General features: G+C 60.1%; 22 protein-coding genes and 2 tRNA genes. 20 read left to right on the plus strand and 4 right to left on the minus strand.

Annotated features, from left to right (window positions below; translation table 11 throughout):
• Window positions 1-18: 18 nt before the first annotated feature.
• The 20 genes from AWB76_RS35355 (at window position 19) to AWB76_RS35455 (ending at window position 19,731) form a co-directional block, all read left to right on the plus strand.
• Window positions 19-591: an aspartyl/asparaginyl beta-hydroxylase domain-containing protein gene (locus AWB76_RS35355; RefSeq protein WP_061164736.1), complete on the plus strand. Its 573-nt coding sequence runs from the start codon at window positions 19-21 to the stop codon at window positions 589-591.
• Window positions 588-1,037 (plus strand): GNAT family N-acetyltransferase, encoded by a 450-nt coding sequence (locus tag AWB76_RS35360; RefSeq protein WP_061164737.1) that lies wholly within the window; start codon window positions 588-590, stop codon window positions 1,035-1,037. The genes AWB76_RS35355 and AWB76_RS35360 overlap by 4 nt, the downstream gene beginning before the upstream one ends.
• The gene (locus tag AWB76_RS35365) at window positions 1,034-2,245 is read left to right on the plus strand and encodes a hypothetical protein (protein ID WP_061164738.1); all 1,212 of its coding nucleotides are present in this window, start codon (window positions 1,034-1,036) and stop codon (window positions 2,243-2,245) included. Before AWB76_RS35360 ends, AWB76_RS35365 begins: the two co-directional genes overlap by 4 nt.
• Before the next feature lie 9 nt (window positions 2,246-2,254).
• Window positions 2,255-3,583, plus strand: coding sequence for a hypothetical protein (locus AWB76_RS35370; protein ID WP_061164739.1), 1,329 nt, complete (start codon window positions 2,255-2,257; stop codon window positions 3,581-3,583).
• A gap of 42 nt (window positions 3,584-3,625) precedes the next feature.
• On the plus strand, window positions 3,626-6,634 hold the full coding sequence (locus tag AWB76_RS35375; protein ID WP_157696288.1) for a lytic transglycosylase domain-containing protein: 3,009 nt from the start codon (window positions 3,626-3,628) through the stop codon (window positions 6,632-6,634).
• Between the two features lie 3 nt (window positions 6,635-6,637).
• Window positions 6,638-6,925 (plus strand): hypothetical protein, encoded by a 288-nt coding sequence (locus tag AWB76_RS35380; RefSeq protein WP_061164741.1) that lies wholly within the window; start codon window positions 6,638-6,640, stop codon window positions 6,923-6,925.
• 88 nt (window positions 6,926-7,013) lie between these two features.
• Window positions 7,014-7,301, plus strand: a complete 288-nt coding sequence (locus AWB76_RS35385) for a hypothetical protein (protein WP_061164742.1) — start codon at window positions 7,014-7,016, stop codon at window positions 7,299-7,301.
• Complete coding sequence (locus tag AWB76_RS35390) at window positions 7,298-8,863, plus strand: terminase large subunit (protein ID WP_061164743.1); 1,566 nt, start codon at window positions 7,298-7,300, stop codon at window positions 8,861-8,863. The genes AWB76_RS35385 and AWB76_RS35390 overlap by 4 nt, the downstream gene beginning before the upstream one ends.
• Complete coding sequence (locus AWB76_RS35395; protein WP_061164744.1) at window positions 8,863-10,917, plus strand: portal protein; 2,055 nt, start codon at window positions 8,863-8,865, stop codon at window positions 10,915-10,917. Before AWB76_RS35390 ends, AWB76_RS35395 begins: the two co-directional genes overlap by 1 nt.
• A complete protein-coding gene (locus AWB76_RS35400) occupies window positions 10,918-11,166 on the plus strand; it encodes a hypothetical protein (protein ID WP_061164745.1) in 249 nt (82 codons plus the stop codon).
• A gap of 5 nt (window positions 11,167-11,171) precedes the next feature.
• Window positions 11,172-12,218, plus strand: a complete 1,047-nt coding sequence (locus AWB76_RS41310) for a hypothetical protein (RefSeq protein WP_061164746.1) — start codon at window positions 11,172-11,174, stop codon at window positions 12,216-12,218.
• A gap of 73 nt (window positions 12,219-12,291) precedes the next feature.
• Window positions 12,292-13,236, plus strand: a complete 945-nt coding sequence (locus AWB76_RS35410) for an SU10 major capsid protein (protein ID WP_061164747.1) — start codon at window positions 12,292-12,294, stop codon at window positions 13,234-13,236.
• Between the two features lie 198 nt (window positions 13,237-13,434).
• Window positions 13,435-13,731 (plus strand): hypothetical protein, encoded by a 297-nt coding sequence (locus AWB76_RS35415; protein WP_157696290.1) that lies wholly within the window; start codon window positions 13,435-13,437, stop codon window positions 13,729-13,731.
• A 420-nt stretch (window positions 13,732-14,151) separates the two neighbouring features.
• Window positions 14,152-14,763: a phage adaptor protein gene (locus AWB76_RS35425; RefSeq protein WP_157696291.1), complete on the plus strand. Its 612-nt coding sequence runs from the start codon at window positions 14,152-14,154 to the stop codon at window positions 14,761-14,763.
• 4 nt (window positions 14,764-14,767) lie between these two features.
• Window positions 14,768-17,170 (plus strand): hypothetical protein, encoded by a 2,403-nt coding sequence (locus AWB76_RS35430; RefSeq protein ID WP_061164751.1) that lies wholly within the window; start codon window positions 14,768-14,770, stop codon window positions 17,168-17,170.
• Window positions 17,171-17,791: 621 nt separating this feature from the next.
• A complete protein-coding gene (locus AWB76_RS35435) occupies window positions 17,792-18,244 on the plus strand; it encodes an XkdW family protein (protein WP_061164752.1) in 453 nt (150 codons plus the stop codon).
• A complete protein-coding gene (locus AWB76_RS35440; RefSeq protein WP_061164753.1) occupies window positions 18,241-18,474 on the plus strand; it encodes a hypothetical protein in 234 nt (77 codons plus the stop codon). The genes AWB76_RS35435 and AWB76_RS35440 overlap by 4 nt, the downstream gene beginning before the upstream one ends.
• Before the next feature lie 17 nt (window positions 18,475-18,491).
• A complete protein-coding gene (locus AWB76_RS35445; protein WP_061164754.1) occupies window positions 18,492-18,950 on the plus strand; it encodes a lysozyme in 459 nt (152 codons plus the stop codon).
• Window positions 18,947-19,501, plus strand: a complete 555-nt coding sequence (locus AWB76_RS35450; protein ID WP_061164755.1) for a hypothetical protein — start codon at window positions 18,947-18,949, stop codon at window positions 19,499-19,501. The genes AWB76_RS35445 and AWB76_RS35450 overlap by 4 nt, the downstream gene beginning before the upstream one ends.
• A gap of 2 nt (window positions 19,502-19,503) precedes the next feature.
• The gene (locus tag AWB76_RS35455) at window positions 19,504-19,731 is read left to right on the plus strand and encodes a hypothetical protein (protein WP_061164756.1); all 228 of its coding nucleotides are present in this window, start codon (window positions 19,504-19,506) and stop codon (window positions 19,729-19,731) included.
• 58 nt (window positions 19,732-19,789) lie between these two features.
• Here AWB76_RS35455 and AWB76_RS35460 read toward each other — a convergent pair whose 3' ends face one another.
• The 4 genes from AWB76_RS35460 to AWB76_RS35475 form a co-directional block, all read right to left on the minus strand.
• A complete protein-coding gene (locus AWB76_RS35460; RefSeq protein ID WP_061164757.1) occupies window positions 19,790-20,014 on the minus strand; it encodes a hypothetical protein in 225 nt (74 codons plus the stop codon).
• A gap of 38 nt (window positions 20,015-20,052) precedes the next feature.
• Entirely contained in the window at window positions 20,053-21,357 is a 1,305-nt protein-coding gene (locus AWB76_RS35465; protein ID WP_061164758.1) for a DUF6538 domain-containing protein, read from the minus strand.
• 94 nt (window positions 21,358-21,451) lie between these two features.
• Window positions 21,452-21,538: transfer RNA gene (locus tag AWB76_RS35470), tRNA-Leu, on the minus strand.
• A 148-nt stretch (window positions 21,539-21,686) separates the two neighbouring features.
• Window positions 21,687-21,773, minus strand: a tRNA-Leu gene (locus AWB76_RS35475).

Here is a 21,773-nt window from a genome sequence, read left to right on the forward strand (position 1 = left end):
TTTTCAATCGAGAGAGAAATGAAAAACTTCATGCGAATCGCGAGCGGTCTCGACACCGTGCCGCTCAACCTCGCAATCCAACGCCGTCCGGAGATCTGGAAGGCCGACACGTATCTCCGCGACTACCCGCAAGGGCCGTTCGGCCAGATCGAGTCGATCCTCCTCCGCTTCCCGCCGCGCTCCGTGCATGAGACCGAGGAAGCCCTCAAGGCCCACCTCGAGAACTTCGACCAGCACGAATGCGTTGACCAGGACGTCTACAAGGTCCTGCCGGAAGCACGCCCCATCGTCATGGGCCTCATGGCCCGCGTGGGCGGCGAACGCCTCGGGCGCGTGATCATCAACAAGATCGCTCCTGGTGGCCGCATCTTCCCGCACGCTGACACGCCGGTTCACGCCCAGTACTGGGATCGCTTCCATGTGGTGCTCCAGAGCGCCCCTGGAGTGTACTTCCGCACGGGCGATGAGGACGTCTATATGGCCCCCGGGGAGACCTGGTGGTTCCAGAACGCCGAAGAGCATGAAGTGATCAACAACTCCAACTGCGACCGCATCCACATGGTCGTCGACATTCGGACATCCAAGCCGTGATTACCTATTCAGTAGAGAAGTGGCAGGACATCGTGTCGGAAATGGAGGTCTTGTGGCCCGCTCATTGGAAAGAGGTCGCTATCGACCACGAAACCATTAAGCTCGCCCCCGATTATCGGCAGTACGAAGCATTCTGCGCCGCTGGTGCTCTCCACATCGTCACGGCCCGCGAGGCCGGAAAGATCGTTGGATACCACATCAGCATCGTACGCCCGCACCTCCATTACATGCACGACCTCCACGGCTTTACTGACGTCTATTACATCTCCCCGGAGCACCGGAAGGGGTGGGTGGGCGTGAAGCTCTTCAAGTACGTGGAGAAGACCCTCAAGGCCCGTGGGGTCAAGAAGCTCTTCTCCGGGACCAAGTTGCACCTCGACATGGGACCGATCTTTGAGCGAATGGGTTGGCGGGAGACCGAGCGCCTCTTCTCTAAGGTCCTATGATCAAAACTCTCCTCAAGCTCCTCGCCCCGGGCTTCTTCATGCGCTCGCATGTGGCCGCAGCGACCATCGGAGCAGCAGCAGTCGGCGCGGTCGGCAGTGGCATTGCCTCGAGCAACGCAGCAGGCGCCCAGAAGTCCGCAGCCGAAGCAGCCAACAGCCCGTGGTCCGCAGCGCAGCCGTACATCAGCGGGCAGTTCGACGGTGCCCAAACGGCCCTCCAGAACGCCCTCGGGATGGGCACCTACTCGGGCGAACGCGTAGCGGGTCTCAACCCCTACCAGACCCAGGGTGCCAACCAGACCGCAGCCTACGCTAACGGCAACGGCCAGAATACGGCAAACCAGTTCTACAACACTGGGATGGGCCTGACGAACACTGGCGCGAGCTACGGCACCAACGCCCAGGGTCTCCTGTCGCAGGCACAGCAGGACCCCACGCAGGGGTTCATGAACTACGCCAACAGCCTCGCCAACAGCAGCATGGCTGACAACCTGATCACGGCAGCGAATCGTGACGCCTCGCGTTCCCTCAACGAATCTCAACTCCCCTCGCTGGCCGTCCAGGCCGCAGGGAACGGCAACACGGACTCGACGCGTACCGGGGTGACCCAAGCGATCCTCCAACGCAACGCTTCGGAGCAGATGGCTGACACCGCCGCGCAGATCCGTAACTCGCTGTTCAACACGGGTCTCCAGACGGCCCAGTCGCAGTACAACTCCAACGCGGATCGCGCCCTCACTGCGAACAACCAGATCGGCCAGGCGTACCAGCTTGGCTCCTCGGCGCTCCTCAACGGCCAGCAGGCGAACGGGAACAACTTCGACCAGCTTAACGCTGCCGGTGGTCTGTTCCAAGCGCAGCAGCAGAACGTAGACAACGCGGCGATGCAGCAGTTCAACGAGCAGCAGTCGACGCCGCTGAACCTGTACGGCCAGTACATGAATGTGATCAACGGCAAGTGGGGCGGTCAGCCTGTCTCGTCCGTGGGTCCCTCGGTTGTCGGAAGCGCGCTGCAAGGCGGCACCAGCGGTGCCCTCACGGGTGCGGGTATCTCGCAGATGCTTGGCGGATACAACAACAACTCGATGAACTTCAACAACAGCGGCTTCACGATGCCGGGAGGCAACGACTACACGAACACGGCCACTACGGCCATGGACGCGTATCAGGCCCCTGCAGGTCTCTCCGCGTTCGGCTACGGTTCCTAAGGATAACTCATGGCATTCACGATTAACTCAGCGCAGAACGTCATGGGCCTCCCGGACCTGGGGTACGACCAGCTTCCCTCGTATCTCTCCCAGGCGATGATCGAGAACCAGCAGACAGGGTTCCCGAACGACACCGGGATGCCCGCGTCGTCCTTCGTTCCGATGCAGAACTGGCTCAACGCGCCTCTCCAGAAGGCCGCAGGGGACTCTCCGGTGGCCCAGGCCATGCAGGACCCTCAGCAGACTCCGACGCCGGTCTCGCAGGCCATGGACGGCTCGCAGTGGAACCCGTCGATGATCTCGAGTGCGATGACGAACCCGAGCGCAGTACAGGCGATGTTCGACACACAGGCGATGAACCCCAACATGGCGATGGCCCACGGCCTGATCTCCGCAGGGGCCGCGCTTGGGGGTGCGAAGGACCTCGGCAAGGGTCTCGCAGCCGCAGGCCAAGGTTTCGCAGATGGCTTCGACAATACGCTCAACCAGCAACGCTCGCTCAACACTCCCAAGGTCACCCCGCTGGGACAGGACGGTGCGTTCTCGATGGTCCAGCTTCCGGGCCAGCAGCCGCAGATCATGGCGAACCAGGACGTCCAGGACTATGTCATGGGCAAGGTCAAGGCGCAGAAGGCGTTCGAACTGGCGAACGATGTGGCCAAGCAGCGCATGGAGCAGCAGCGTGCTGCGTCGAAGCTTGACCAGACGCAAGGCCAGCAGGCCCTTCCTGTGCTCACTAACCTGCAGCAGTCGCAGGCAGGTATCGACGCCGCGAAGAGCCTCACGGACACGCTCAAGACCGACACGGCCCGCGCAGGTTACCTCAAGGCCTACGCAGCACTCCCCACGATGGCTCAACGTGCTGCAGCGGCGGTGGGTGGCGGGGCAATGGCGCAAGCCGCAGCGGACTACAACACCCTGAATAACGCCAAGATTGACGGCGCGAAGATGGAAGTTGCGGGCCTCAACGGCTCCCTGAGTAACGACGAATGGACCCGTGCAGTTGGCTCGGTCCCGAGTCCCTCGGACGCCCCCGCAGTCTGGGACGCGTACTACGAGCGTGCGCAGCCGATCCTCAAGAGCCGCACGGACTTCTACCGCGATGTCGTTAAGCGTGGTTCGGATGCCGCGACTCGCGAAGTCAACCCGTACGGCCCTAACCAGCGCCCGTCCATCGGGATCCCTCAGGATCCTGCGGCCCCTCAGGCACACGCTGCCAAGCCGTCGACGGGCACCGGCAACCAACCCGTGCAGGTATCGAGCTTCGCTGAAGCAGCCAAGCTCCCGAGCGGCACGATCTTCCTCGACCCCAACGGTCATCCACGAAAGGTTCCTTAAACCATGGCTGAATCCTGGGACTCGTTCCCCCTCGCAAGCCCGATGGACATTGCACTGGATGCAGAAGGCGCGAGTCCCCAGGACGCAGCGGTCGCCCGCAGCATCTACCAGCAAGAGTCTGGAAGTGGCAAGAACACCAAGACGTCCAACGCGGACGCCCACGGTGGTATGCAGATCATCCCCGCGACGTTCAAATCGGTCGCCGACAAGGGATGGGACATCAACGACCCCGTCGACAATGCTCGAGCAGGGGTCCGGTACATCAAGCAGTTGTCGGAGAAGGCAGGGGGAGACCCCTCGCTGACCGCAGTGGGCTACTACGGCGGCCCTGGCGCAATCGACAAGGCTCAGAAGGGTGTCGCAGTCAGCGACCCCCGCAACCCCAACGCCCCGAACACCCTCCAGTATGGCCAACAGGTCGCTGGGCGGATCGAGAAGGGCACCTGGTGGGAAAACTTCCCGCTGGCTGACGCGTCCACAGCGCCTCAGCAGGCTCCGCAAGAGGCCCCGAGTGCCCAGGTAGCCACAGGTGCCGTTCAGGCCCAAGATGGCAGCACTGGACAGCCCGCGCAGGCCCCTCAAGGCCCCCAAGGCCCTGCAACAGCCGCAAGCCTCATCGGGGGTCAGCCGACCCAGACGGATCAGTTCCGTCAGCCCACGCAGCAAGAAACCACAGCCGCCCGCAATGCGCCGCAGCCTGGCTTCTGGTCCCGTGTGGGGGACGGCATCGAGCAGATGGGGTCGAACTTAGTCAACTCTCCGCTTGAGACGATTGGCAACGCGGCCCACGGGGCCATCGACGGCCTCACGTTTGGCCTGGCCGACAAGGCCGGTGCAGCCCTGAACGCCGCAGTCAACCCCGACGACCCCGGCACGTTCTCCGAGCGATACCACAACGCACTTGGGGATGTGCAGCAGTACGAGGACAGCCGCCCCGAGTTCACCGCAGGTCAGCTTGGCTCGGCCTTCGTGCCGGGTGCAGGCGATCTCTCGCTCATCAAGGCAGCAACCGAAGCTGTCCCGGTAGCGAGCCGCACGGCCCGCGCGTTTGCAGGGGGTGCCGCAGGGATGACCGAGGGTGCCGCACAGGTCCTCGGCCACGCTAACTACCTCGACGACGTCACTCCGGGCCAACTGGCTACCGGCATGGGCATCGGCCTGGTCGGTGGTGGTCTCGGTGGTGCCCTCACGAAGGCGACCGACCGCCAACTCTCGAATTCCTTCCTGAATAAGGCAGGGACCGTCGAGAATGGGCAGCGGGACGCCCAGATCATCTCCGATCTTCAGGCGATACAGTCCCGCGCGGCTCAGGACGGTGCCAAGCTCGGCCCTGCCGATGCGAACGCACTCGCTCGCCGCTACACGCAAGAGGCTGCGGACTCGCTCCGTCAGGTGCCGAAGACGGAAGACCGTCAGACGCTCCTCAACGCCCTCCAGCGTGCTCGAGGCCTCAGCGACGACCAGGTCCAGGCACTGCGCAAGCTCCCGAACGGCGATGCTGTGGCGGATGCTATCCAGATGCACCAGCGTACGCTCACGCTCACCGCACCGACCCCGGCGAACCTGGGGAAGATGACGAGCTTCGCGCGGATGTTGGTCGACAATGGAGCGCTCCATGCGATCTCGCACACGGTCCCTGGTGGCAGTCTCCTGACGCTCGCCCCTGTCCGTCACTACGTGATGGGCGCACTCCTCGGTGGCCGCGAGAACCGTACAGCGAACATCGCCTCGGCGCTCGAGCAGGGTCCCATGGCCCAGGCGTTCCTCAAGCGCTTCGGGCAGGGCACCGCGAACCAGTCCGCACAGGATCTCGCCCAGGCCGCTACAGCAGCCCAAGCGGCCCGTGCAGCAGCCCAGACGGCAGGCCAGGACGCCCGAGGCTTCAAGCAGGGCGACAGCGCCTTCCAGCGTGCCCAGCAAGCAGCCCAGCAGGCCCGCCAGCAAGCCGCAGCAGCGAACCCCATGACCCCAGAGGCCCAAGCGGCAGCACGGGAGTACATGTTCCGTGCGCAGCAGGCAGGGCAGGCGAACCGCGCCGGTATGGCCCAAGAAGCGCAGCGTGCCGCACAGGCCGAGGCATCCGTGGGTCCGCAGATGAACGCGAACCAGCGCAAGGCAGCGCAGGCGTACGCCGCACAGCAGGCACAGCAGGCTGAAGCGATGGCCGCAGGCCCTCAGATCCCCAAGGACGTGCTCGCAGCCCGCGTGGCAGAGCAGCAGGCCCAGGTCAAGGCCGTGGCAGAACAACAAGCCGCTCGAGCGAAAGCTCTGGCAGCAGCGCAAGCCGCGAACGCCAAGGCAGGGCAGGCCGCAACAGCCAACCTCACCGCAAAGTGGGGCGCAGAACGTGCCGCAGCAGCCCCGCAGGCCGTAGCAGCCGAGGCGACTCAGGCCGCGCCTGGAGCAGCACACGTCACGGGCATCTCACCGTCCAAGCGTGCGCAGCAGAACCTCGCGTTGGCGAAGGCAGGCCAGTTCGACGGTCTCGACTTCAACAACCCCCGTGCCCGCATGATGCTCGCGCACATCGACTACGGGGGCGATCCCGAGAAGCTCAAGACTGCGCTGAAGGAGTTGGCGAACGAGGACCCCGACACGGCCATCCGTGCGATTCAGACGCTCACCCCCGACCACCCGAACGCGAAGTTCTTGGGTGCCCAAGCGGCCCTGCAGAAGAAGCTCGCTGTCCGAGTTCCTTCGGAGGCCGAACTGGCAGACATCCCCGGCTCCGCGCAGTGGAAGGCCGCTCGTCAGCCCGCTGCAGGTCCCTCGGACGTCGAGCAGGCCACGCAAGCCGGTCGGGAGAGTGACGCATGGCACTCGTCGAAGGAAAGCCGCCAGATCATCCAGAAGCAGGCCTTGGCTAACGCCCAGGATCCTGAAGTTCAGAAGCTGGTCGCCAAGCTCATCGACACGAAGAACGTGAAGGGCGCGAAGGACCCCAACGTGAACCGTAGGGAAGCCTTTGACAAGTTCATGAAGACCGCGTCGACCCCTCAACAAATCGAAGCGAAGCGTGTCGCTGAGATCCTCGTCAGCTACGGAAAGTAACCCTTGAAACTCATCGACATTATCCATTTGCTGCGTGCTTTCGACCGTGTGTGGGAAGACGCAGCGCTCACCAACGAGGAGAAGCTCGCATGTGGGGAGGAGGTCTTGTTCCAACTCCCCCATTCGCACCTCGTACCAACAATCAAGGCGACCCTTGTGGCCGCACAGAAGTCCATTCGGACTCGCCTTGACTCTCTGGAGAAACCCAGTGTCGCAAGCACCGAAACCGGACGGTCGAAAGGGCCGAAAAAACCCGGGAAGTTACTTCGCGAAGCTGAGTCAGACGCCTGAAGGCCGCGCTCAGTTAGCTGAGTGGCGGTCCCGACGAAAGACTACCCCCAAACGGCCCTTCGGGGCCATGCCGGGGTGGACCAAACACATGCGCCAGAAGGTGTGGGCCTACGCCCATACCCAGGGCTTAAAACTACTGAAAACCATGGAAGAAAAAGGCTACGTTCTCCCCAAGGACCAGTATGCCCGCGAGGCCATCGAAACCGTTGCTGCGGTGATGCACCTCTCGGACATCAGTCCCAAGGACAAACTCGCAGCAGCCCGCACGCTGCTCGATTTCACGATGGCGAAGCCCGCCAACGAAACCAACCTGAATGTCAAGAAGGCCGAGGACTTCCTCCTCGATCTCGTCGACGAAGTTAAGGACGCCGAATGAGTGTTGACGCCGTGCGAAAGCGGCTATTCGAGGACTTCGAATTCTATGCCAAGCACGCGCTCAAGATTCGAACGAAGGAGGGGGCCATCAAGCCCCTCGTCCTGAACGAAGCCCAGAAGATCTTTATGAAGCGGGTCATCACCCAGCTTCAAACCACCGGCAAGGTCCGCATCGTCGTCCTCAAGGGGCGGCAGCAGGGCCTGTCCACGATCATCGAAGGGATCATCTACTGGTGGACGAGCCAACACAAGGCCGTAAAGTCCATCGTTATGACCCACCTCGGGGAATCGACCAAGGCCCTGTTCGACATGGCCAAGCGATACCATGAGAACTGCCCCGAGATCCTCCGTCCCCACACCAAGTACTCGTCGCGCCGCGAACTGTCCTTCGATCTACTCGATAGTTCGTACATGGTCGCAACCGCAGGCGGTGACGGTGTCGGTCGCGGTGAAACAATTCAGCTTGCTCACTTGTCGGAGGCAGCGTTCTACCCGCCCGCCACGGCCCGTGACAACATCAACGGCCTCATGCAGGCCATTCCGAATGCCGCAGGGACCTTCGTGTTCGTCGAGAGCACGGCCAACGGCATCGGCAACCCCTTCCACAACATCTGGACCTCCGCAGTCGAGGGAAAGTCGGACTACGAGGCTGTCTTCATCCCTTGGTTCGTCCAGAAGGAGTATCGCTCCCCGGTTCCCGAGAAGTTCGAACGGACCCCGAAGGAAGAGGAGCTTGTGAAGCTCTATGGTCTTGACGATGAGCAGCTTATGTTCCGTCGCCACAAGATAGCGATCAACGGCGAAGAGATGTTCATGCAGGAGTATCCCTGCCACGCCGACGAAGCCTTCCTGACCTCGGGTCGCCCGGTGTTCCACACGCAGCAGATCCACGGTCTCCTGCAGAGCGCCCCGGACATCAAGACTCGGATGGAGATGATCGGCGGGGAATTCGAGGAGGCCCCAAGGGGCGACCTCGTCCTCTACCGCCTCCACGACCCCGGTGAGCAGTACGTGATCGGCGCAGACGTGGCCATGGGCGTGAAGGGCGGGGACTACTCAGTCGCCCAGATCCTCGACTCCCAGAAGCGCCAGGTCGGCACGTACCGGTCCCAGGTACATCCTGATTATTTCGCAACAGTGCTCGAGAAGCTCGGCTACTTCTTCAACACAGCCCGCTTGGCCGTGGAAAACAACAACCACGGCATTCTCACAGTCACCCGCCTCGGCAAAGACTTGGCCTATCCGAACCTCTACTTCGAGACTCACGTCGACAAGGAGACGGAGCAGGAGACCGAGGTCTTCGGATTCCGAACGACCGCCAAGACCAAGCCCCTCATCATCGACAAGCTCCGCGCTGCGTTCCGTGAAGAGGACATCGAGGTCGTCGACAAGACAACCCTGCGTGAACTCATCACGTACGTGGTCACCGACGAAGGGAAGATGGAAGCCGAACCTGGCTGCCACGATGACTGTGTGATGTCCCTCGCACTTGCTAACTACATCCACGAAGGTCGTTGGACTCCTGTTGAGAGTACAGACGACTTCTACATCGAAACACTTTAATGGCTAAGGCTTCCAAGAAGTTCAAGCCTGTGTCGGAATCGGAACTCAAGACTCTCGTCCAGAAGTACTCTACCTCCAGCGCCGAGTATTACTCGTCCAAGCTCTCGGAAGAGCGCAAGAAGGTCATGGAGTACTACCACGGCGAGAAGCCCGCTCCGTCCCACGCAGGTAACTCGAAGTACGTCTCGATGGACGTGTTCGATGCTGTGGAGTCCCTCAAGGCTGTGCTCTTGGAGACCTTCAGCGCAGGTAACAAAATCGTTTCCTTCGATCCCCAGTCCGACGCTGACGTCGAACCCATGCGGGTCGCAACGGAATACGCGGACTATGTCGTGTTCCGCCAGAATGACGCCTACGGCATCTTCTCGTCGATCATCCAGGACGGCCTGATGGCACGCACGGGTATCGCCAAGGTCTGGTGGGACGAGTGCTATGAAGAGCAGGAAGAGGAGTTCAGCGACATCGACGTCGACTCCCTCGAGATGCTCTCGTCGCAGGAGGACATCGAGAATGTGGACGCAGAGCACGACCCGGAGACGGGACTGTTCAGTGGCACGCTCACCCGCAAGATCGACAAGTCCCAGGTCCGCTACGTCCCCGTGGCCCCTGAGGAGTTCCTGATCACCTCGACGGCCCCGAGCATCCATGAGGCCCACTTCGTGGCCCACAAGACGCGCAAGACGCGCTCTGAGTTGATCTCGATGGGCTACGACAAGGACCTGGTCTACGGCATCGGCAATAGCGATGACGACGAGGTCTCCATGTCGCCAGAGCGCCTCGCCCGCTTCGAAGACATCGGCACGGGCATGGTGAACCTTGAGGAGGACCAGGACAGCGAACAGACCGAGCACGTCATCGTCACTGAAGCGTACATGCCTATCGACATGGACGGTTCGGGCGTGGCCAAGCTCTGGAAGATCACGATGGGCGGAACCGATACGATCCTGGACAAGGAACAAGTCGACCGCAAGCCGTTCATCTGCTTCACACCGCTCCCGCTGCCCCACGCATTCTATGGTGGTAACTATGCGGCCAGGGTCATCCCGACGCAGAACGCCCGCACGGTGCTCGTACGTGGCATCTTGGACCACACGGTCATCACCAACAACCCCCGGCTCATGGTGGTCAAGGGTGCCGTGCAGAACCCCAAGGAACTGCTCGAGAACCGTGTCGGTGGCCTGGTCAACGTGTCGCGCCCTGATGGCATCATCCCGCTGCAACAGTCGGGCCTCAATCCCTTCGTATTCCAAACTATTCAGCTTTTGGACGAGGACAAGGAAGAGGTCACCGGTGTCTCGCGGTTGTCCCAAGGTCTCAACAAGGACGCCGTGTCGAAGCAGAACAGCCAGGCCATGGTCAACGATATGGTCAGCCTGTCGCAGCAGCGCGAGAAGATCGTCGCCCGCAACTTCGCGAATCACTTCATCAAGGAGTTGTACCTCGAGGTGTACCGCCTGGTCCTTCTGAACGAAAAGAAGCCCAAGGTGATCCGCATCGCAGGCAACTTCGTCCAGGTCGACCCCACGGAGTGGGCAGAGGAGGTGACATGCACCGTCGAACTGAAGCTCGGCTACAACGAGCAGCAGCAAGAGGCGATGAAGTACCTCACGATCCACTCGACGCTGGCCGCTGATCCGGGCAACGCACGCCTGTACAACGAGCAGAACCGCTACGCCGTGTTCAAGACTGCCCTCGAGAAGACGGGCATTAAGCAAGTCAACCAGTTCCTCACCGACCCCAGCACCCTCGGGGCACCTCAGCCGGATCCGTTCAAGGTCCAAGAGATGCAACTCGAGAGCCGCAAGGTGGCTGTCCAGGAATCCGTCGCTCAGACTTCCGCGAAGAAGACCGACGACCACGCTCAGATCGAGATGCTCAAGCTCCAACTGGAGAAGATGCAGATGCAGATGGAGCAGGTCCTCAGGAACCGCGAGGTCGATGTGAAGCAGTTCACGGCAGAGTCCAACGCCGCGCTGCATACGCAGGAGCTTCACCTGGTCGAGAAGGAGATGGAACAAAACCCGCCGCAGACTCAAGCGGTCATTCGGACCTAAATGGACGAGCAAACCCTGATACTCCAACGTGGCACCGCCGCCGAGGAGTTACTCGCAAACGAGGCGTTCATCGTAGTGGTGAACGAACTCTACAACCAACGATTCGCAGAGATCACCGGCAGCGACATCGGAGACACGAAGAAGCGCGAGCAGTGCTTCCTCCAGATCCGTGCGCTGCAGGACATCTCCACCGAACTACGGAGTTGGGTCCACAACAAGGACTCACTCCTTTCCCCCACTGAAGAGTAAAACACATGACGACCACCACCCAATCGGGCGTGGCTGATGCTGCGCCGTCATTCGAAGCCTTTGACGAAGGCGATGCAGCAAACGAATTTCTGTCGCGATGGAGTGACGAGGACCCTTCCCTGAAGGCATCCGAGGACCCTGAGGACGAAGACCTGGCCGACGAGGAAGATGAACCCGTCGAGCAGGAGGAAGCCGAATCCGAACCGGAAGAGGACGAAGAAGAGACTGAGGACCCTCAAGATGAGGCCGAGGAATCGGAAGAGGACGCTGAGGAAGGCGAAGACGTAGAGGAAACCAAGCCGAAGAAGGGCAAGGAACTCGAAGATGACGCCATCGTTAAGGTCCGTTTCGAGGACGAGGATCATGAGGTATCCGTCAAGGACCTGAAGCGCCTGTTCGGCCAAGAGAAGGCACTGACGCAGAAGTCGCAGCAAGTTGCGGCCCAGCGCAAGGCAGTCGAAGAAGCAAACCAGAAAGCGGCAGCGCAGCTTGATCGCCTGCACCAAAAGGCCATGGCCCGATGGGAGCCGTACTCGAAGATCGACATGCTTGTCGCTTCGAAGCAACTGGATGCTGACACGTTCGCTGCCCTCCGCAAAGAGGCCCAAGAAGCATACGACGAAGTGCGTTTCATCACCCAGGAAGTCGAAGGGTTCGTTCAGAACGCGAACGCCCAACGACAGCAGCAAATGAAGGAAACGGCGGCACAGTCCGTCAAGACCCTGCAGGAGAAGATCCCGGGCTGGGACTCGAAGACCTACGACTCCGTGCGCAGCTACGCGGTGTCCCTTGGGATGCCCGAGCATGTAGTCAACAGTGTGGTCGACCACTTCGCGCTCGAGATGATGTACAAGGCGATGAAGTTCGACCAGGCCAAGACGGTCGTTACCAAGAAGGTCAACAAGACGCCCGCCAAGGTCCTCAAGCCCACCAAGGTTGTCACCACGACCTCCAACAAGGTCGACAAGTCCGCGAAGGCGAAGCAGCGCCTGCAACGCTCGGGGAGCACCGAGGATGCAGCCGATGTGTTCCTCTCCCGCTGGGCAGTCTAAGCACTAAACCACTCCATCGCTGTACCGCACGAATGCCGTACAGCACAGTACTTTTCATTTAGGAATACACACAATGAGCAACACCGCATTCAAGTCGTACGATATGGTTGGCGTGAAGGAAGACGTTTCGGACGTGATCTCGAACATCTCGCCGACGAACACCCCCTTCCAGACGCTGGTGAAGACCGAGTCGATCCACAACACGTTGTTCCAGTGGCAAGAAGACCAACTCGCGATGGTTGGCGACAACGCAGCGGTTGAAGGCGCGGACGCTTCGGATTCCGTGCTGAACCCGACGACGATGCTGTCGAACTACAGCCAGATCCTCACGAAGACCATCCGAGTGTCGAACACCGCCGACAAGATCTCGGCCTACGGTCGCGCGAAGGAAACGGCGCTGCACCTGTCGAAGAAGTCGGCAGAACTGAAGAATGAACTCGAGTACGCACTCGTCGGCAAGGCGCAAGACGCTGCGGTCGGTAACGAGACCACGGCCCGCAAGTTCGGTAACGTGTTCGGCCACGGTGCGACCGGCCAGGCCCTGATCGACACGGGCAACGTGATCGACCACACGGCAACCCCGGTGGCCCTGTCGGAAAACGACATCCTCACGGCGAACCAGAAGCTGTACGAAGGTGGCGGCGAAGCGACGATCCTGATGATCAAGCCGGGTGACTCGCTGGCAGTTGCGGGCTTCACGGCTGCGGCTGGCCGTACGCGTATGTTCGACGGCTCGGCAGACAAGACCATCGTCAACGTGGTCAACTTGTACGTCTCGCCGTTCGGTGAGCAGAAGGTCGTGCTGAACCGCTTCCTCAAGGCCGACTCGGCGCTCCTGTTCAACCCGAGCTACTGGAAGATCGCAGTGCTGCGCCCGTGGACGCGTATCCCGCTGGCAGTGACCGGCGACGCGAACCGCACGCAGTTGATCGGCGAGTTCTCGGTGAAGCACCTGAACCGCAAGGCTTCGGCTGCGATCCGTGGTCTCACGGGTGCGAACGTCACCATCGGCCAGTAACACTTTGCAGTACCCGGCCTAGTCAGTCTACAAGTACCCAGGTTCAAGGGCAACCTAGCTAGTGCTACGAGCCGGTCCCTCTGGCCCCCGTTCGCGGGGCCTCCCAATTCAAACGGCGTCGCCCTCTGCTTGCACGGCGGCGTTATCTCTTTCAGCCCTGCTGCGTCCACTCTCGCGCAGTGGGGCCTTTTTCTTCCCATGCTCAAACTCGGCAACGGCGTCAACGTGTCGGTCTCGTCCAGCACGGACGGCCACATTATCGAGACGCATCAAGTAATTCCTGACTCCCTTCTGCAGTCCCTGGCCGACAAGCGTCTCGCTTCCCACAACGTTCGGGAGCGCGAAATGATGCACGTCGCATCGATCCCGGCGGCCCTGGTCGACAAGTGGTATCGCGATGGTTACGACGTGTTCCAGGAGCCGATCAAGAAGACGGTTGCGAAGTTAAAGAACGAAAACCTCGAGTACTTTCTCGCTACCGCTAAGGACGTCTGATGTTGCTGAAGACCTGCACTAAGTGTGGGGAGTCGAAGACTACTTCGGAGTTCTTCAGTAACGGTAGGGGCGGTAAGCAGGCGTGTTGCAAGGTGTGCCACTCAGCCGTGATGGCAGAGCAGTACAAGCTCCCGTCCCGCCTCGTAAGAAGCCGCTTCTATGCCTACAGGTCTCACGATAAGGTTAAAGCGCGGTCCAACGACCTGACGCTTGAGTTCTTTCTTGAACGCATAGAGCGCCCTTGTGAGTACTGCGGCACCACCTCCCACCCGCGTGGCTTAGATCGCCTCGATAACTCCCTCGGCCACCTGATGACGAATGTGGTCCCGTGCTGCGCCGAGTGCAACAGGCTGCGCAGTGACGTCCATTCGCCTGAGGTGATGCGCCGGATCCTCGGCCCCGCCATTGCCCTCGCACGAAATGAACCTCTCCCAAATTCGAACCAAATTCTTAGCTGTACTTAACCGCAACGACTGCTCCACTGATCTTGCCAACGACTTCATCGGAATGGCGCAGACCAGGATTGAGCGGACCCTGCGGATCCCTGCCATGGAGCGGGTAATGATCACCCAAGGTATTCAGGACGTCTCGTCTGACCAGATCGTACTGCCCCCGGACTTTCTCAGTTTGAAGTACCTGTATCACGGACACACGCTGATGGAGTGTCGGGACCTCGGCCACTTCCTCGGTCTGCAGGTGGCTCCAGGAGGTCCGAAATATTACGCCCGAGTTGGTGGGTCACTCCTGATCAAACCATCTCTCCCCGCAGGACATCAAACGACGATGGTGTACCACGCGTCCCAGACGCCCATGGTTGCAGATACGGACGAGAACATCTTCGGCCAGATCGCTGCCGACCTCCTGATCTACGGTGCCCTCAGCTACGCGACCGACTACTTCGTCGACGACCGCACAGCAGCCTTCGAAGGGCGCTTTAACCAACTCTACGCAGACCTCGACGAACAGGCCCGCATGACTGACATGGAACAGTCTGCGATGGCGGTCTCCCCTGCGTACTCCACGGACTACTGAACGGATGACCACCTCCTTCTTCTCGGGCACCAACGTGGCCCCGGAGGCTGACTCGACCAACGCGCTGATCGACAATCTCACGTCTCAGGTAGCCACGGTCACCGCAGCGAACTCCCAAGCCCAAGCGGCCTCGGTCGCAGCCGCAGCCTCCGCGAACAACGCCAAGATCTCCGAGGCGAACGTCTCGACTCTGGCCCAGCAGTCGACGACCACGCTAAACCAAGCGAACGCTGCAGTTTCCCAAGCGCAGGCGCTTACAACCCAAGCGTCAACCGCAGTCACCACGGCGACTAACAGCGCCACCCAAGCAGCGTCGAGCGCCTCCCAGGCGGCCACCTCGCTCACCTCGGTCCAGAACGCCGTAGCCCCCTTCCTGTCCCCGCAGGCCCAGTACATCTTCACGGCTACAGCAGGTCAGACTTCGTGGGCTGTGCCTAACGGTGCTACGTTCGTACCGGGGACTTCCCAAGTCTTCGTCAACGGTATCCGCTATAACCGTACAGAGTCCTACGATGACTCCACGGGCAACAGCATCACCTTCGTCAACCCACTTCCTGCAGGGTATGAGGTAACCGTACTCTTCAACAACACGGTGGTCTTCCCGGTTACTGGGGCTTCTGTGGCTGACCTTGCGTTAGCTCAGAGTACCAAGGGTGCGGACATGGTGGGGTTCGTTGGGGCCAACGGTACGGCCACTACGGTTAGCGCATTGGCTTCTACAACCTCAGGTAAGGGCTCCAGCCTTATTGCGCACGGTACAGGGAACCTTGGGCAAACTGTGGGAAACCTTCAAGCACGCCTTGGCGCATCTTTTGACTTCCAATCGGCTAAGAATGCTAGTCAAGCGTACACCCGCTTCTTTGCTATCAGCGGCAGTGCTCGGAATCAACCCCAAGGATTCGCTGTAGATGAGGCAGCACGGCGCTTCTACGTTTTCTTTGGGTACGACTCGACTATTGCACAGTTTGAGCTTGATGGTCCTCTTGGGCAACTGGCGCTGTCTGCTTCGCTCACTACCACACGCCTTGGGCACTCCGGGTTGACGCTGGAATATTCCACCAGCGGCTCAAAGCTCTGGGCACCAAGCGCGAATTCAGGTAAGGCGCTGCGGTTCTCCTACGTTGCGGGGGCGCAGCCTGATAACTCTCAGGAATACCAGTTCTTCACTGATGATGGGTCGGGGACTAACTATACGTCTGTGTCCATTACAGATGACCAGCAGTATTTGGTTGCAGTGAGTCCGTGGCCCGCTGTAGTCCGTGTGTACAGTCTTGCAACACTGGTTGCCTCAGGTCCCGGCGATTACCGCAATAGCTATCTATACCAGTGGACTGTCCCTACAGACCAGTTCCCCGGTGGTCCTGGCGTTACCCCTATTCAGGCCCACGTAGGTAGGGGAAGTGTGTTCTACATCCTTGCTGGTCTTGGTACGAACAACGCGCCTTGTAGTATTTACGGATACGACATCCAAACTGGGTTGATCGTATCAAGGGGAGATTCGCTTCCTATCGGGACTGCAGATGCAGCCAAAGTAGAAGCAGGAAACTACAACGAACCGGAAGGCATCGCATTCGTTGATGGGAAGATTGCTGTGCTGTGTACTCAAGGGGCCACCTCGGGTAGACGGTCAAACAGAATCTACTTGTGCTCCAAGAAGCCCTCAGCAAGCGAGCAGTCTGCTCAGGCGATGAGTCGATGGAACTCAGCTTTCAGTGGGGCTCGTTACTCAAGCTCTCGTCAGGCGCTTATCAAGTCTGTTTTGGATGAATTAATTGAGAACGGGCTTTATGACCGGCTCTCGTTCCTGTATCTGGCGAATACCGATGCAAATGGCGCTGCCATCAATCTGGTCAACCCCACTCAGAAGCTCATTACTAACGGCACGGTAACCTTCACCGCTGACAGGGGATGGAAGTCTGATGGAACTACTGGATATCTGGATACCGGAGTAAGCCCGATGACGATGCCTAATAACGAGCTTAATAGTGCTTGTTACGGCGGCTACATTCTTGGGACCTCTACGAGTGCTCAGGTTCTTGGACTTACCTCAGGAACAGGCGTAGCGATGACTGCGCGAAGCTCGGGTGGCAACTTCAGCACTCGGCTAAACCAGACTGCAGCAGACAACTACGCCAACACGAACGCTGTGGGGCACTTCCTCAGTAACCGCTCAGGTTCCGCTAGTTACGACAAGTACATTAACGGGTCTTTGGTCAAAACAGTAACGGCGGCTGCCGATACTTTCCTCAGTACTGGAAACGTGGCCCTACTCAACGTCAACGGGACACTGGCGGATGCAAACATGCAGCTTGCGGCTGCTCATGGTGGTCTCTCGCTTACCCCCGCTCAGGTAACAGCACTCTACAACGTCATTACTCGGTATCTGCATGAGTTGGGTGCTGTGTAAAGGATAATCTATGACAACTCCAAACACAGAACAGGCGGCTTCCGTAGTCGCCATCCCCTCGGCATCCCTTGTAACCCAAACGCAACTCTCAAGTGCCGTAGCTCCCTTGGCAACCTCAGCAGCCGTGGTTGCCCTCACAGGAGACCAGACGGTAGCAGGTACCAAGACCTTCACGGGTCCTATCGTCCCCACGTCTACTCAGGGCATCAAGGGGACCGCCACGAACGATAACGCCCCTGCAGGTGCCGTGGGGGAATACGTTGAGGCCATTCAATCCAGCAACGTATCGCTTCCTAATGCCACTGCCACCAACATCACCAGTATCTCCCTGAGTCCGGGGGATTGGGATGTTAGTGGGGTTGTGGTGGTTAGTGGGTCCGGGGCTGTCCTAAACAACAGCCTTGGTGGTGTGAGCATTGTGTCGGCCACCATTGGTGCCCTTGGTACCTACGGTCAGTTAACTGTGACAGGGCACTCTGGGATTACCTTCACGGTCCCCACCTCTCGGTACACCCTCACAACAACAACCACGGTGTACCTCGTTGGTTACGCTGGATTCACTTCTGGCTCCGCTAACGGCACTGGAAAGATACGCGCCCGAAGGGTTCGATAAAGAAACAAATGAACTACGTCCAAACCCTCGCTTACCTATTTCCCAACCTCAACCCTCCGTTTGATTACTCGGTAGGTATCAATGAGAGTGGGGAGCAGTACATCTCCGCTTGGAACGTTGAGGACCCTGCACAGCCAACAGAGGAAACACTCACGGCCACCTCCGACAAAGCTGCCGCTCACTTCGAACAGTTGGTCCTTGTTGGGGTGGTGCAGTCCATCATGGACGCCAAGGCCCAGTCGTATCACTACGACAACCTGACCACGGCAGTGACGTACGCCGATGAGCCTGCGGTCCCCAAGTTCCAACAGGAAGGCCAAGCGTTCCGTGCGTGGCGGTCTCAGGTGTGGGCCACGGCCTACAGCATCCTCGCGGATGTCCAAGCCGGGAGCCGTACGTTCCCCACGGTTTCTGAGGTCCCCGGGCTTCTCCCTGCGTTCCCTCTGGACCCTGCAGCATGAGCAAGCTTCAGCGATACCTGGTGAACCTCCTCGTCCTCCTGGATGAGGCAGGTAACACCCTGACAGGGGGAAGCCCCAACGAGACCATCTCGAGCCGCGCAGGCAAGGCGGCAGAGAAGGGTAAGCCTTGGGGCTGCGTCCTCTGTCGGCTCCTCAACTGCATCCAGAAGGACCACTGCAAGATCGCCATGGCTGTGACGATTGGCGAAGACGCGGTGCTCCCCGACTAACAACAAGGAAGTGAACAATGACATGGTGCGATGAAGCACTCAAACTAATTAAGGAGTTCGAAGGGTGTCGCCTCAAGGCGTACCCCGACCCTGCAACGGGTGCCGCACCATGGACTGTTGGCTACGGTGCCACAGGCCCCAAGATCGGCCCCGCGACCGTGTGGACCCAAGTCCAGGCCGACCAGGACCTGAAGGATCGCGTGGAGGCCCTCGGTGCCCACATCGACTCCGTGGTCAAGATCGAACTGTCGGACGAAGAGAAGGGCGCTCTGTGCTCCCTGGCGTACAACATCGGCACCGGCAACTTCGACCATTCCACGCTCTTGGCTCTCCTGAACAAGGGAGACGTCGAGGGTGCGGCCCATGAATTCCCGAAGTGGAACAAGGCGGCAGGCAAGGTCCTCGCGGGCCTGGTCAAGCGCCGTGACGGAGAAATGGCTGAGTTTTTTCTAGGCCTCAAGGAGGTGGCAGTATGAGTTGGACAGCAATCGCAGGCGCGGTGACGAGCCTCGCCCCGACTATCGCATCGGCCATCGGTGGCCCCTTGGCAGGCACCGCAGTCGCGGCCCTGGAGAAGGTCTTCGGCCTCACCCCGGGTTCCAACGACCCCGTGGAGCAGCGCCAGGACGCCGTAGCGGCTGCTATCGCAGGGGCAACCCCCGAGCAGCTTGCAGCGGTGCGCAAGGCCGACCAGGACTTCCAGGTGGCCATGGCGACCCTGGGGTTCAAGGATGCCGAGGCCCTCGCGGCTCTTCGGGTCCAGGACGTGGAGGGCGCACGCTCGATGCAAGTCAGCACGCGCTCCTGGGTCCCCCCGGTTCTCACGCTGGTCATCACCACGGGCTTCTTCAGCCTGGTGGCCGCGCTAATCTTCTGCAACATCCCCGAGTCGAACAAGGCGATCTTCTACAGCCTGGTCGGCTCCCTCGGCACCGCATGGGCCGCAAGCATCCACTTCTGGTTCGGCGACACCACGTCGAGCGTGGACAAGACAACGCTTCTGGCGAAAGCACAACCGATTGAGTAAGCATGGACGAAACAATTGACAACCGCGTAACCCGTCTGGAGTTCCGCATGGATGCGCAGGAGCAGAAGACCGAGGACCTCGAGGACTCCCAGGAGGACTTCGGGTCGTCCCTGAAGGCCATCGAGAAGGTCCTGCTCCAGATCAAGTGGGCGCTGTACGGTGGTGGCCTGGTGTTCGCTGTGAACGTCCTGGGCCTCAAGGAAGTGATAACCAAGCTGGTGCTGCACTAAACAAAAACCCCCTCAAGGTTCCCGTAATGGGTTCCCGAGGGGGGTTTTTTCGTGTGGCTCAGTTCGAGACGAGCTTGCCTCCGCAGGTCGACGCGCAGAGCTTCAGGGACGAGTTGCAGTTCAGCTTCTGGATGCCCGGGGTGAGCGGGTTAGAAGCCAAGCACTGATTGTAGGCGTCCGAGCAGTGCATCGAGCATTGCTGATCGGCTCCGCTCCAGTCGATGTCGGGCGTGGCACAGCCAGCAAGGGCCAACGCAGCGGCGAGGGCGAGGAACTTCTTCATACGATCTCCAGTGGGTGCTGTGTGTATTACGGCAGGGACTAGCGGGCCTTTAGGGCATTCGCGGCAACGAGCCAGTCTCTCAGGTCCCCCAGGGGATACCCTTCGCCGTAGTTGGCACCCATCCCCGGCGTAGCGTGCCCGATGATCTCGTCAGCGGCCTCCGAGGGACACTTCACGGCCCGCAGCAGATCCTTCATACCATGGCGCAGCGAGTGGACCCCCAACTGGGTCCCCTTGAGTCCGTCTCGGCCCCGAATCCACTTCACCAGCGCAGCACTTGCCGTATCCGCCTTGCAGCCTTCGGCAGAGGTGTACTGTGGGAAGAGAACAACCGGGTCGTGGGAGCGGCTAATTGCGTCCCGTAGACACGTCTGGGCCACGGGGGTAAGAGGAATACGCCGAGTGCTCCCCGGGGTCTTGAGGGTTCGCCAGGGGTGGGGCTTCAGTGCGATGTGCGGAATCAGGTGGTCCAGCTTCACGTCAGCCTTCGCGAGACCGACTATCTCAGCGAGGCGTGCGCCTGTCTCAGCCACTACACGCAGGATCGACCTGAGGGTGTCGGGGTTGGCCTTGTCCAGGGCCGCGTCGAGGGCCTTGAACTGCTCCAATGTAAACACCTCTCGGTCCTCGCTGTCCTCACCCAAACCGGTTATCTCGACACGGGCGAACACATTCTCGATCCCCATCTCATTCTCTCGGATGGCACGACCGAACGCAGCCTTGAGGGGCGTGATGTAGCGCTGTACGGAAGCCGTAGCCATGTCTTTGCCGAGCAGATATTGTACAAAGCCGTTCACATCTGTACGACGCACCTTGCGGATGTCTCGGTCAGCCTTGAGGTATTCCATGAGATACCGGAAGCTCCGCTCTGCACGATCCTGTCCATTCGGACGGGCCTTGATGTACTCGTCGCGGCAGTCCGTCAGACGGAACTCCCTGGTCCCCTTGACGAGTTCCATGGCAGTCTGGAGAGGCTCGGGAATCTTGCCGCCGACCATGTTCTCCTCGACGTGATCCTCGAAGGCCCAGACTGCGCCGTCCTCCGGTTGTACAACATCGAGCTTCTTTTCTTCGAGCCACGCCTTCGCGAGGGCTAGGTTTCCGGCGCGGGAAGGGGAGCGGTAGTGTGCCCACTCCTCGTCGTGCTGCTTCGCGAGGCGCTTAATGCGCTCTGCGGCAACCCGTGGGTCCGTGGTTTGACATGAGATAACCACGTACGGTTTTCCGACCTTATCTCGAAGATCGTCTGGAACCCTACGCCGGTAATAGATGACGTCGCTCCCTGGCTTCTTCCAGGAATAACGTAGTTGAACCGCCATGATGCCGATACGGAATGTCGTCATGGTTGTGGTAACTGGTGTGGTAACCAGTGTGATAACTCCCACAACCTCGATTGCCTTGCCAGCCTTGGCCTAGCGGGCTTCCAAGGGTTTTCCCTGGTGCCCAGGAGAGGACTCGAACCTCCACGGTGTTGCCACCGCTAGGACCTGAACCTAGTGCGTCTACCAATTCCGCCACCTGGGCCAAGGGGTACAGCAAGCCCGCTATTTTAGCGGGAACGGACACCGTGTCAATCGAAAAGTCTTACGACTTGTCTTAAACCAAAAACAGGGTCTCCGCATAAAAAGAAAAAGCCACCTGACTTTACGTCGAGATGGCTTTTTCAAACATCTGGTGCCCAAGAGAGGACTCGAACCTCCACGGTGTTGCCACCGCTAGGACCTGAACCTAGTGCGTCTACCAATTCCGCCACCTGGGC

It is taken from the genome of Caballeronia temeraria (genome assembly GCF_001544795.2).
Classification (GTDB): Bacteria; Pseudomonadota; Gammaproteobacteria; order Burkholderiales; family Burkholderiaceae; genus Caballeronia; species Caballeronia temeraria.